The organism is Terriglobia bacterium (assembly GCA_036496425.1).
Taxonomy (GTDB): domain Bacteria; phylum Acidobacteriota; class Terriglobia; order 20CM-2-55-15; family 20CM-2-55-15; genus 20CM-2-55-15.
The window spans coordinates 1-13,091 of record DASXLG010000134.1; the positions used below are offsets into that span (position 1 = coordinate 1).

The following is a 13,091-nucleotide window of genomic DNA, read 5'->3' on the forward strand; positions in this document are numbered from 1 at the left end:
TATCTGATGCTGCGTTCGTTCAAGCAGGCGAGGTATTCGGAGGAAAACGTCGGTCACTTCGGTCTCGCGTCCGATTCCTACACGCACTTCACATCTCCCATAAGGCGGTATCCCGACCTGGTTGTTCATCGGATTCTCAAGGGCGAGATCGGCCGCCGCGTAAAACCGGCCCTGTCCCCGGCGCAACTTGAAGCGATCGCCCGCGAATCGAGCGAACGCGAGCGCCAGGCCGACCAGGCGGAACGTGAGCTGTTCGACTGGAAGAAGATGCTGCTGATGGAGCAGCATCTGGGCGAAATATTCGATGCCATCATCATCGCCGTATGGCGCGACGGGTTCGCAATCGAGCTGATGGACTTCTTCATTGAGGGGTTTGTGCCAGTGGCGGATATTCCCAATGACTATTACCAATTGGACCAGGCTGTCCATGCTCTGATTGGAAAGCGCACGAAAAAACGTTATCGGATCGGCGACCGTATTCCGGTTCAGGTTGCCCGGGTGGATAAGTTGCTCCGGCGTGCTTATTTCGTGCCGGCCTGAAAACGGGAAGGAACACAAAAAGCACAAGAAAGTTCGGCCTCTCTCTTGTGCCTTTTGTGCTTCTTGTGTTCCTTCCCCTCCTCTTTTGTGCCATTTGTGGCTAAGATTAGAGTTTTGCGCCGGAGTAGCTCAGGTGGTTAGAGCGAAGGTCTCATAATCCTTAGGTCGGCGGTTCGAGTCCGCCCTCCGGCATTCCCACCATATGAAAGTTTTGGAGCTTCCCGCCATCGTCCGCAAAACCATCGAGAAGCATCAACTGGTTGTGCCCGGCGAGCCGATTCTGGCAGGCGTTTCGGGCGGAGCCGACTCGGTTTGCCTGGCGCTGGTCCTCAAGGAACTCGGATTTTCAATCGGCATTGCACATGTGAATCATGGTCTGCGCGGGGAGGACTCGGATGCCGATGAAAGGTTCACCGCCGCACTGGCTCAGCGCCTGAGTGTCCGGTACTTTTCGAGGCGGGTATTGCTGATGGCCGGGAACCTCGAGGCGGCGGGCAGGGATGCGCGGCGCGACTTCTTTTCGGAAATTGCCGAGCAAAACCGCTTCAGCAAAATCGCCCTTGCCCACACGCGAAACGATCGCGTCGAGACATTTCTGCTTAATCTTCTTCGCGGGGCGGGGCCGGATGGGCTGGTATCGATGGCGGCAATGTCAGGCCGGATCATCCGGCCGTTAATCGACGTTGGACGCGAGACTGTCGAAGCTTATCTGCAGCAAAAGAAACAGGCTTGGCGGAACGACGAATCGAACCTGGACTTGACGTTCGCGCGCAACTATCTCCGGCACGAGGTGATTCCGAATTTAGCGGAGGCATTCAACCCGAACCTGGTGGATACGCTCAGCCGTACGGTTGAAGTCCTTGAAACCGAAGATGCCTGGCTCCGATGGCTCACCGATGACTGGATTGCGAAAAACGGAATAAACGAGGATGAGGACTTCGTCATTCCCGTCAAGGCCTTGCATTCCGGACCTGCCGGGCTTGTCCGCCGGGTCGTGCGCGCGGCGCTCCGGCGGGCCGGATCAGACATGCAAAACGTTTCGTTTGAGCATATTGAGAATGTCCGGCTGCTGCTGGAATCGGGCAAGAGCGGCAAAATGGCCGAGATTCCCGGGGGCTTCCAGGTGCTGAGGGAGTTTGACCGTCTCGTCTTCAGGCAGGCGCAGGTTCCGGCGTCCGAATACGAGTATCAGTTGAAAATCCCAGGCCTCGTTCATATACCGGAGTTAGGCAAGATGTTTCGGGCCGAACTTGTTGAATCTGAAACCGGCCAGACGGCCGGCCAGCGCGTTTTTGTGGATGCCGAATCGCTCGGCGCCTATGTTAGAATTCGAAATTGGAAACCCGGCGATTATTACAGACCTGTGGGATTACCAGCTGGAAAGCTCAAGAAACTGTTTCAACGCGCCCGGATTCCGAGAAGTCACCGTATGCGCTGGCCGGTGGTTGTCGCCGATTCGACGATTATCTGGGTAGCCTCATTTCCCGTTTCCCGCGAATTTGCCCCTCGTGGACGTTCCCAGAAGATAGTGGCTCTTGAGGCTTCGGAAATTTAGGCGGCACAATCTATGCATACCGGCGTCTAAGTGAAGTGACGCAGAGGGAAGGAATTCGGACGCAAGTCCCTGGAATTCCTTCCCATGGGGGTTTATTTGAATTCGACAATGAAAACGATTTTGTTCTGGATCCTGATTCTGCTGACGGCCGTGTTGCTCTACTCCGTAGTGCAACGCACGTCGGGCGGAACCGCCCAGGCATGGCCCTTCAGCCAGTTCCTTTCGGAAATCGATGAGGGGCACGTGAAGGACGTCACCATCGCCGACTCCGACATCAAAGGGCAGCTGAAAACGGGCGAACAGTTCAAAACTGTCATGCCCATGGACTATCCGGAACTGATCAACATGCTCCGGGATAAGCAGGTCAAGATCACCGGCGAGAAACCCGGCAACAGTCCGTGGTTCGCGGCACTGATCTCGTGGGCTCCGTTTCTTTTCCTGATCGGCTTCTGGATCTTCTTCATGCGGCAGATGCAGAGCGGCGGCAATAAAGCGCTGTCGTTCGGCAAGAGCCGGGCGCGCCTGCTGACGGCGCATCAGAAGAAGGTGACATTCAAAGACGTAGCAGGCGTGGAAGAAGCCAAGGAAGAGCTGCAGGAAATCATCGACTTTCTGAAAGAGCCCCAGAAGTTCCAGAAATTGGGCGGCCGGATTCCGAAAGGCGTCCTGCTGGTTGGCCCTCCGGGCACCGGTAAGACCCTTCTGGCTCGCGCGATCGCGGGTGAAGCCAATGTCCCGTTCTTCTCCATCAGCGGTTCCGATTTCGTCGAGATGTTCGTGGGCGTCGGCGCTTCGCGCGTGCGCGACCTGTTCGAGCAGGGCAAGAAGAACGCGCCCTGCATCATCTTCATCGATGAAATCGATGCGGTCGGCCGTCATCGCGGCGCCGGCCTGGGCGGCGGACACGATGAACGCGAACAGACGCTGAACCAGTTGCTGGTCGAAATGGACGGCTTCGAATCGAACGAAGGCGTCATCCTGATTGCCGCCACCAACCGGCCGGATGTGCTCGACCCGGCGCTGCTGCGGCCGGGCCGCTTTGACCGGCGCGTCGTTGTGGCGCGTCCCGATGTCAAGGGCCGCGAAGGTATCCTCGCCGTTCACGTGCGGAAGATTCCGCTGTCCGATGACGTCGATGTCTCCGTCATTGCCCGAAGCACACCGGGATTTTCCGGCGCCGATCTCGCAAACCTGGTGAATGAAGCGGCCCTCAATGCCGCCCGCATGAACCAGAAGTCGGTGAACCACGAAGACTTTGAAATGGCGAAGGACAAGGTTCTGATGGGCGTCGCCCGCAAATCGATGATCATCAGCGAGCATGAAAAGCGCGTCACGGCGTATCACGAGGCCGGCCACGCCATGGTCGCGGTCATGGTCGAAGGCGCAGATCCCTTGCACAAAGTGACGATCATTCCGCGCGGCATGGCGCTCGGCGTCACCCAACAGCTGCCTGTGGACGACCGGCACACCTATCCGAGGGCGTACCTCGAAGGCCAGCTTGCGATCATGATGGGCGGCCGCCTCGCGGAAGAACTCTTCCTCGAGACAATGACCACAGGAGCCGGCAATGACATCGAGCAGGCCACCGAGTTGGCTCGCAAGATGGTTTGCCAGTTCGGCATGTCGTCACTCGGACCGCTCACATTCGGCAAACAGGAGGAGCAGATCTTCCTCGGCCGCGAAATCGCGCAACATCGCGACTACAGCGAAGAGACCGCGATCTCGATCGACGGTGAAGTTCGAAAGTTCATCATGCAGGGCTATGAACGCGGAAAGAACATCCTGAATGAAAACCGGGATGCGCTCATCCGGATCGCCGAAGCGTTGCTGGAACGGGAATCGCTGGATGCGGCGGACATCAAGCTGCTGCTCGCGGGTCACCCCCTCGAAGAGCGCCGCACGCCGCCGCGGGTTGAACCGAAGAACGAGAAGCCGACACCGGTTCCGACGAAAGGCGTCGTCCGGCCGGCGCCGAGCATCTCGCCTCACGAGAAGCCGTCTCCGGCCTGAGAGAGGCTAAGAAGGAACACAAGAGGCACAAGAGGCACAAGATATTTTGTGCTTCTTGTGCCTTTTGTGTTCCTGTTTTCGTTTTATGCGAGAAGAATACTGCTGGGTTCTGCCCAGAACGACAATCCGGCTCGGCAAACGCACCGCAATCATGGGGATCCTTAATGTGACGCCGGATTCCTTTTCCGATGGCGGCGAGAACTTCGGTCTCGACAAGGCGATCGCGCGAGGCCGGGAGATCGAGCAGGAAGGTGCAGACCTCATTGATATTGGTGGCGAATCCAGCAGGCCCGGAAGCGAGGCCGTTGCGGAAGAGGAGGAGATACGAAGGGTTTTGCCGGTGATTGAGGGCCTTGCGAAAACCGTAACGGTACCTGTTTCCGTCGATACGTATCGCGCGAATGTGGCGCGCCGCGCGCTGGAGGCCGGCGCTCAGGTGGTCAATGACATCAGCGCATTCCGCTTTGATGACCGGATGCCTGGCGTCGTGAAAGAAGCCCGGGCCGCCGTTGTACTGATGCACAGCCGCGGCACGCGCGATACTCTGCACAAACAGCCTCGCATGGCCGATCCCGCCGCTGAAGTGTGCGAAGGCCTCGAGCGCGCGGCCGGCGATGCCGCTCAGGCGGGCATTGCCGCGGAATCGATCGTTATCGATCCGGGAGTCGGCTTTGGAAAGGCGGGCGAGGAGAGCATCGCCATCTTAAAAAGCCTGAATGGATTTAGTAAAATAGGGTATCCGGTGCTGGTCGGCACGTCTCGTAAGTCATTTATCAGCCTGATGACGTCAAGTAAGCAAGAGGAAGCTCGGAGTTGGGGGACAGCCGCCACGGTGGTCGCGGCAATCATGAACGGAGCGCATCTCGTAAGGGTTCACGATGTCCGCCACACTCGAATACTCGCTGAGGTCACGGACCGGTTGCTGGTTTGAAATGAGCGGAACGAATGCAAGCCCGACGCAGAGCGCAAGCGCGATAGCGCGCAGCCTCAAAAGAAGGCGCAGCCATCAATACATGAGCGGAGCGAATGCAAGCCCGACAGGGCGCAGCCATCAATTAAATGTTTGATGCTTTCTCCATGCCGCATCTGACCTGGAATGCAGCGCTGGACATTTTCATCGTCGCATTTCTCATTTACCAGATCCTCGTCCTCATCAAAGGGACGCGGGCGGTGCAGATGGTCCTTGGTGTGGCGTTCGTCATTGCGTTCTTCTACTTTTCACGCTGGGTGCGTCTCGAAGCCGTGAGCTGGATGCTCACGAACATTCTTCCGTATTTCGTTTTCGCCATTATTGTGATTTTCCAGCACGAAATCCGGCGCGCGCTCGCCCGTTTCGGCCAGGCGCCGCTGTTTGCCGGTTTCTCCAGCATCAATCGGAATGAGTTTTACGACGAGATCATTCTCGCAGTCACGACGCTGGCCTCGCAGCAGACCGGCGCACTGATCGTGATTGAACGGGAGATCGGCTTGAAGACCTACATCGAGAGCGGGATCGCTCTGGACGCGGACCTTTCATACGACCTGCTGGTGACGATTTTCAATCCATCGGTGCCGCTGCATGATGGCGCCGTCATCGTCCAAAGCGGACGGATCGCGGCGGCCGCATGTTTTCTGCCGCTGACCGTGAAGCCGAGGCTCAGCAAGGAACTGGGAACACGGCACCGCGCTGCGATCGGTGTTACCGAGGAGACGGATGCCGTCGCTCTGATCGTGTCGGAAGAAACCGGCGCGATTTCCTTTGCGCACGACGGCGAGATGGAAAGACGTCTCGATCCGGAGACGCTGCGGCAACGCCTGCGTGACGCGTTCGAGAGAAAGCGGCCGGCGGCGGAACGCTCCGTTGTTCCGGAGCCGGCAGAACATCGGATAGACGGATAAGCGGAGCGAATGCATAGGAGCCATGCGATCAGCAACATATTGGATCACCCACAACTGGCATCTGAAGATCGTCTCGTTGATTCTTGCAACGATGCTGTGGATGGCTGTCGCCAATCAGGCCTCATCGGAGATCGGACTCGATGTTCCGCTGGAGTATCGGAACATTCCGGCTCAGCTCGAGATTACCGGAGACATGACAAACACCGTTCAAGTGCGGCTTCGTGGCTCGGCGAATCTGATCAAGGACATCACGGCGAAAGATGTTTCCACGACCATTGACCTGAGCCGGATGCGCCGTGGCGAGAAGATCGTGCCGCTGTCGCCCCAGAATGTTCAGGCTCCGTTCGGCGCAGAGGTGATCCGCGTGAATCCCTCGAGTGTGCGGTTCAACCTGGAGCGTACGCTTACAAAGACGATACCGGTAGTACCCACGATCATCGGCCAGCCTCGGGATGGCTTCGAAGTCGGGAAGGTGTCGGTAAGCCCGGCCACAGTCGACATTGAGGGCCCCGAGAGCCGGGTAAACACAATGTCGTCCATTGCCACCGTCGGCATCCGCGTGGATCGCAGGGAAACGTCGATGGAGCAAACCGCCGATCTTGACGTGCCCGATCCGCAGATCCGTCTGCAGCATCCCTCGCCGGTCAGCATTCGCATCGAAATCCGTCGCAGCCGGCAACCCTGACAAAAGCGGGGAATAGCCAAAAGGCACATAGCAGAACACGAGAGGCACAAAAAACATCAGGAATGACCTCAATGGTGCAATGATGAAACGATGAAGCTGTTTGGGACCGACGGGATTCGAGCGTGTGCCGGCGAATTCCCGCTGAATGCGCCCGCCATTGTGGCGATCGGCCGGGCGGTTGGCGAGAAACTGGGCGGGAAGGTCCTGATAGGGCAGGACACGCGGATGTCGAGCCCCTGGATTTTCGACCTGCTTCAAAAAGGCTTCAGCCAGACGCCGGCAACCCTGCAGAACGCCGGGGTGATTCCAACTCCTGCGATTGCGCTGTTGACCAAATGGCTTGGATATTCCGGCGGTCTGATGATTTCCGCTTCGCACAATCCATACGCGGATAACGGCATCAAGGTATTTGGTTCCGACGGTACGAAACTCAGAGACTCCGATGAGGTTCAGATCGAGCAGCGCATCGATCATTTCGCCGGAAGCGGCGATGTGCGAGGGCAGGTCGATACAGTGCCGGCCCGCATCATTTCCGCATCGAATTCGACGGGCTGGAACGAGCGGTACCAGGAGATCCTGCTTTCTCACTTTGCCAATTCAGACTGGCTGCGCGGCTTGCGCATCATCGTGGATTGCGCGAACGGCGCGATGAGCGAAATCGCTCCGCGTCTGTTGACAAAGCTCGGGGCCGACGTCGTGGTGACGCACGCAGCGCCGAATGGGACCAATATCAACGACGGCTGCGGCGCTGTGCATACGGATGCGCTTCGGACTGCAATGCGGGCCGTGAATGCGGATTTTGGCGTCGCTTTTGACGGCGACGGTGACCGCTCGATGTTCATGTCGGCCGGTGGAAGGCTGATCGACGGAGACGCCGTCCTCCTTCTGATGGCGAGGCGGCTGAAGAAGCTGGGGCAGCTTAATCCCCCGATCGTGGTGGGTACGCTGATGACCAACTACAGCCTGGAAAAAATGCTCGGGAATGAGGGCATCACGCTGGTGCGGGTTGCGGTGGGGGATCGCTATATTTTCGACGAAATGCAGCGGAGCGGCAGCCCGCTCGGCGGCGAACCTTCAGGGCATGTGATTTTTCCCGATTTCAAATTGTCCGGAGATGGTCTTCTGACGACGCTGAAGGTGGCGGAGGCGATTGCAGCCGACCGTGCTTCGTTTGACGACATGACACGCGACTGGATCGAAGCGCCGCAGCTTTTGAAGAATCTCAGGGTGCGGCAGAGAGTGCCCTTGGAGACGCTGCCGGCGGTGCAGGCAAAGATGACCGAAGTGGCTCGCGTTCTGCAGGGCTGCGGCCGCCTGGTCGTGCGGTATTCGGGGACCGAGCCGCTGCTGCGGGTGATGATTGAAAGCGACGATGCGCAGAGAAACGAAGCGCTCATGGACCAACTGCTTAAAGTCATCCGCGATCAGATCGGCTGAAACCAGTGCCAGCCGTGGGTTTCTCGCCTCTTGACAGGCAAGGGGCCGGCGCCAATCTTTGAGAAGACCTCCTGAGCAAGCCTGCAGATTTGAAATCAAAATGAAAACGGTGCTTGACAGTGATGGGGTTGGTATCTATTATTGAGAGATGTGCCGAGCGACAGATTGGTTGCTGTGGCACGAGGCAGAGAAGGATTCCGCCGAGCAACTTGAGGCGGATTTTTTGACGCCGCGGCGAAGCGCCAGCACGATAGCGTGCAGCCTTCGACTTTGAGGCCTGAGAGCCGACGCGAAGCGCGAGCCCGAAAGGGCGCCGCCGTTAGCGAATGTTCTTTGAAAAAACAGAAAACGTACAGCAAGTAAATTACTCGAGTCAATTCGGTTTTTGTTAACGCGAATACATCAAACCATCAAGAAATCTTGAGAGTTTGATCCTGGCTCAGAATCAACGCTGGCGGCGTGCCTAACACATGCAAGTCGAGCGAGAAAAGGGGGGCAACTCCCTGAGTAAAGCGGCGCACGGGTGAGTAACACGTGGGTAATCTACCCTGAAGTGGGGAATAACACCGGGAAACCGGTGCTAATACCGCATAAGATCACGGAGTCTGCGGATTTTGTGATGAAAGGAGCAATTCGCTTTAGGAGGAGCCCGCGGCTGATTAGCTAGTTGGTGAGGTAATGGCTCACCAAGGCTACGATCAGTATCCGGTCTGAGAGGACGGTCGGACACACTGGAACTGAGACACGGTCCAGACTCCTACGGGAGGCAGCAGTGGGGAATTTTTCGCAATGGGGGCAACCCTGACGAAGCAACGCCGCGTGGGTGATGAAGTATCTCGGTACGTAAAACCCTTTCGACGGGGAAGAAAGCCGCAAGGCTTGACGGTACCCGTAGAAGAAGCCCCGGCTAACTCCGTGCCAGCAGCCGCGGTAATACGGGGGGGGCAAGCGTTGTTCGGAATTACTGGGCGTAAAGGGTGCGTAGGCGGTTCGCTAAGTTGGATGTGAAAACTCTGGGCTCAACCCAGAGCCTGCATCCAATACTGACGAGCTAGAGTTCTGGAGGGGGTAGCGGAATTCCTGGTGTAGCGGTGAAATGCGTAGATATCAGGAGGAACACCGGTGGCGAAGGCGGCTACCTGGACAGAGTCTGACGCTGAGGCACGAAAGCTAGGGGAGCAAACAGGATTAGATACCCTGGTAGTCCTAGCCCTAAACGATGGATACTTGGTGTGACCGGGATTGAATCCGGTCGTGCCGAAGCTAACGCATTAAGTATCCCGCCTGGGGAGTACGGTCGCAAGGCTGAAACTCAAAGGAATTGACGGGGGCCCGCACAAGCGGTGGAGTATGTGGTTTAATTCGACGCAACGCGAAGAACCTTACCTGGGCTCGAACGGCTAGTGACAGGGGATGAAAGTCTTTTTTCCCGCAAGGGACACTAGTCGAGGTGCTGCATGGCTGTCGTCAGCTCGTGTCGTGAGATGTTGGGTTAAGTCCCGCAACGAGCGCAACCCCTGCCTTTAGTTGCTAACACGTCATGGTGAGCACTCTAGAGGGACTGCCGGTGAAAAACCGGAGGAAGGTGGGGATGACGTCAAGTCCTCATGGCCTTTATGTCCAGGGCTACACACGTACTACAATGGGCGGCACAATGAGTCGCAAACCCGCGAGGGGGAGCCAATCTCAAAAAACCGTTCTCAGTTCGGATTGCAGTCTGCAACTCGACTGCATGAAGCTAGAATCGCTAGTAATCGCTGATCAGCAAGCAGCGGTGAATACGTTCCCGGGCCTTGTACACACCGCCCGTCACATCACGAAAGCCAGTTGTACTAGAAGCCGGTAATTTAACCGCAAGGGGATAGCCGTCCAAGGTATGACTGGTGATTGGGGTGAAGTCGTAACAAGGTAGCCGTAGGAGAACCTGTGGCTGGATCACCTCCTTTCTAAGAGTGTTCACTCATGGACTTCGGTTCATGGGTCAATGATTCGCGTGACTCTTGACGACGATTCGAGTGTTGCTTCTGTACGTTTTCTGCCTCAAGGTTTTTATGGATGTCTCCCAAACGAACGCCATCGGGCCTGTAGCTCAGGTGGTTAGAGCGCACGCCTGATAAGCGTGAGGTCGGTAGTTCAACTCTACCCAGGCCCATGTTAGAGATGAAGGGTTGGGTAGGGGGATGTAGCTCAGTTGGGAGAGCGCCGCACTTGCACTGCGGAGGCCGCCGGTTCGAAGCCGACCATCTCCATTTGCGCGTGGCGCAAATGCATCCGGGAGGAACTTGCAGTTCCGATCGGATATTTGAGGATCTTTGACAATTGAATATTGATGGGCAAACTCTACGAATCGTAGAGCGAGCGCCAAAGGCAAGTAATGATCAAGCTACTAAGAGCATACGGTGGATGCCTTGGCGATGGAAGGCGAAGAAGGACGTGGTAAGCTGCGATAAGCTTCGGGGAGCCGCAAACAGGCGTTGATCCGGAGATTTCCGAATGGGGGAACCCACTGCGCTGAAAGTGCAGTATTCCGAGACTGAATTCATAGGTTTCGGGAAGCGAACTCAGGGAAGTGAACCATCTTAGTACCTGAAGGAAGAGAAAACAATTTAGTGATTTCGTCAGTAGCGGCGAGCGAACGCGAAACAGCCCAAACCGATGGGTCTTCGGATCTGTCGGGGTTGTAGGACCTGCCCGGTTTAGAGCCGGCGAGTTACAAACCGATCCGCTAATAGAATCGTCTGGAAAGACGGGCCATAGAGGGTGATAGCCCCGTATATGAAAGTGGTGAGGCTCGAGGCAGGCACCTGAGTACCGCGGGACACGTGGAACCCTGCGGGAATCTACGACGACCATGTCGTAAGGCTAAATACTCTCCATCGACCGATAGTGAACCAGTACCGTGAGGGAAAGGTGAAAAGAACCCCTGCGAGGGGAGTTAAAAGAACCTGAAACCGTGTGCTTACAAGCAGTGGAAGGGCGATGTCGCAAGACCGCCTGACCGCGTGCCTATTGCATAATGAGCCGGCTAGTTATTGTCACTGGCAAGGTTAACCCGATTGGGGGAGCCGTAGCGAAAGCGAGTCTGATAAGGGCGATTCAGTCAGTGGCAATAGACGCGAAGCGGGATGATCTACCCTTGGCCAGGATGAAACCGCAGTAACATGCGGTGAAGGTCCGAACCAGTGTTGGTTGAAAACAGCTTGGATGAGCTGAGGGTAGGGGTGAAAGGCTAATCAAATTCCGTGATAGCCCGTTCTCTCCGAAATAGCTTTAGGGCTAGCGTCATGTGAACTGCCTCGGCGGTAGAGCACTGAATGGACTAGGGGCCTTACCAGGTTACTGAATCCAATCAAACTCCGAATGCCGAGGACAGATGCATGGCAGTCAGACAGTGGGGGCTAAGCCTCATTGTCGAGAGGGAAACAGCCCAGACCGCCAGCTAAGGCCCCAAAATCGATCCTAAGTGGTAAAGGACGTGAAGATGCCGAGACAGCCAGGAGGTTGGCTTAGAAGCAGCCATCCTTTAAAGAAAGCGTAACAGCTCACTGGTCAAGCGTCTTTGCACCGATAATTCAACGGGGCTCAAGGATCGTGCCGAAGCTGCGGATCTGGTAGAGCAATCTACCATTTGGTAGGAGAGCATTCTGTTCAGCTGCGAAGTCAGACTGAAAAGACTGATGGAGCGTACAGAAGAGACCCTGCCGGCATAAGTAGCGATAAGGGAGGTGAGAACCCTCCCCGCCGAAAGTCTAAGGTTTCCTGAGCAAGGTTAATCCGCTCAGGGTTAGTCGGTCCCTAAGTTGAGGTCGAAAGGCGTAGACGATGGGAAACAGGCCAACATTCCTGTACCACCGTGGATTCGTTATCACGATGGGGTGACGCAGAAGGTTAGTTCAGCCAAATCCTATGGCTATGGAAGGTGGAACCGGGTAGGCGGTTCGCGTAGGCAAATCCGCGCGGGCATTCAACGCTGAAACGGGAGTCCGGAGTCGTAAGACTCGCAAGTGAACGATACCACGCTGCCGAGAAAAACCTCTAAGGAGAATCCAAGGTGACCGTACCGCAAACCGACACAGGTAGACGAGGATTAAATGTCCAAAGGCGCTTGAGAGAACACACGTTCAGGAACTCGGCAAATTAACTCCGTAACTTCGGGAGAAGGAGTGCCCCGTTAGCGTGAAAGGATTTATTCCCCAAGCGCGAAGGGGTTGCAGTGAAATGCGAAGGGCGACTGTTTAACAAAAACACAGGTCTCTGCTAAGTCGAAAACGACGTATAGGGGCTGACACCTGCCCGGTGCCGGAAGGTTAAAGGGAGCGGTTAGCTGGAGCAATCCGGCAAAGCTGTGAACTGAAGCCCCGGTGAACGGCGGCCGTAACTATAACGGTCCTAAGGTAGCGAAATTCCTTGTCGGGTAAGTTCCGACCTGCACGAATGGTGTAACGATCCTTCGACTGTCTTAACGTGTGACTCAGCGAATTTGTAGTTCCGGTGAAGATGCCGGATGCCCGCACTTAGACGGAAAGACCCCGTGCACCTTTACTATACCCTAGCAATGATTTATGGGACTGCATGCGCAGCATATGTGGGAGGCTTTGAACCATGATTCTCGGATTGTGGGGAGCCACCGGTGAGATACCACACTTGTTGTTCTGTGAATCTAACTTAGTCCCCTTATCGGGGACAGGGACATTGCTAGGCGGGTAGTTTGACTGGGGCGGTCGCCTCCTAAATTGTAACGGAGGCGCTCAAAGGTTACCTCAGGCTGTTTGGAAATCAGCCGCCGAGTGTAAAGGCATAAGGTAGCTTGACTGCGAGACCAACAAGTCGAGCAGGTGGGAAACCAGGACTTAGTGATCCGGTGGTTCTGTATGGAAGGGCCATCGCTCAACGGATAAAAGGTACGCCGGGGATAACAGGCTGATCCGGGCCAAGAGTTCACATCGACGCCTGGGTTTGGCACCTCGATGTCGGCTCATCGCATCC

General features: G+C 56.4%; 7 protein-coding genes, 3 tRNA genes and 2 rRNA genes. All 12 read left to right on the forward strand.

All coding sequences use genetic code 11. From position 1 onward, the window contains the following. Positions 1–540, forward strand: a 540-nt coding sequence (locus tag VGK48_09425) for an RNB domain-containing ribonuclease (protein ID HEY2381387.1), incomplete at its 5' end; no start/stop codon positions are given. 118 nt (positions 541–658) lie between these two features. Next, a tRNA-Met gene (locus VGK48_09430) sits at positions 659–732 on the forward strand. 10 nt (positions 733–742) lie between these two features. Then, on the forward strand, positions 743–2,095 hold the full coding sequence (tilS, locus tag VGK48_09435; GenBank protein ID HEY2381388.1) for a tRNA lysidine(34) synthetase TilS: 1,353 nt from the start codon (positions 743–745) through the stop codon (positions 2,093–2,095). 96 nt (positions 2,096–2,191) lie between these two features. Continuing rightward, entirely contained in the window at positions 2,192–4,105 is a 1,914-nt protein-coding gene (gene ftsH / locus VGK48_09440) for an ATP-dependent zinc metalloprotease FtsH (protein HEY2381389.1), read from the forward strand. Between the two features lie 85 nt (positions 4,106–4,190). After that, a complete protein-coding gene (gene folP, locus VGK48_09445) occupies positions 4,191–5,036 on the forward strand; it encodes a dihydropteroate synthase (protein ID HEY2381390.1) in 846 nt (281 codons plus the stop codon). A 128-nt stretch (positions 5,037–5,164) separates the two neighbouring features. Beyond that, positions 5,165–5,983 carry a diadenylate cyclase CdaA gene (gene cdaA, locus VGK48_09450; protein HEY2381391.1) on the forward strand — a complete coding sequence of 273 codons (819 nt, stop codon included), beginning with the start codon at positions 5,165–5,167 and terminating at the stop codon, positions 5,981–5,983. A 22-nt stretch (positions 5,984–6,005) separates the two neighbouring features. After that, the gene (locus tag VGK48_09455; GenBank protein HEY2381392.1) at positions 6,006–6,668 is read left to right on the forward strand and encodes a CdaR family protein; all 663 of its coding nucleotides are present in this window, start codon (positions 6,006–6,008) and stop codon (positions 6,666–6,668) included. A 90-nt stretch (positions 6,669–6,758) separates the two neighbouring features. Then, entirely contained in the window at positions 6,759–8,105 is a 1,347-nt protein-coding gene (glmM, locus tag VGK48_09460; protein ID HEY2381393.1) for a phosphoglucosamine mutase, read from the forward strand. Between the two features lie 416 nt (positions 8,106–8,521). Beyond that, positions 8,522–10,051: ribosomal RNA gene (locus VGK48_09465) — 16S ribosomal RNA — on the forward strand. 132 nt (positions 10,052–10,183) lie between these two features. Beyond that, positions 10,184–10,257, forward strand: a tRNA-Ile gene (locus tag VGK48_09470). Between the two features lie 24 nt (positions 10,258–10,281). After that, positions 10,282–10,354, forward strand: a tRNA-Ala gene (locus VGK48_09475). Between the two features lie 127 nt (positions 10,355–10,481). Then, positions 10,482–13,091: ribosomal RNA gene (locus VGK48_09480) — 23S ribosomal RNA — on the forward strand; the annotation flags it as partial.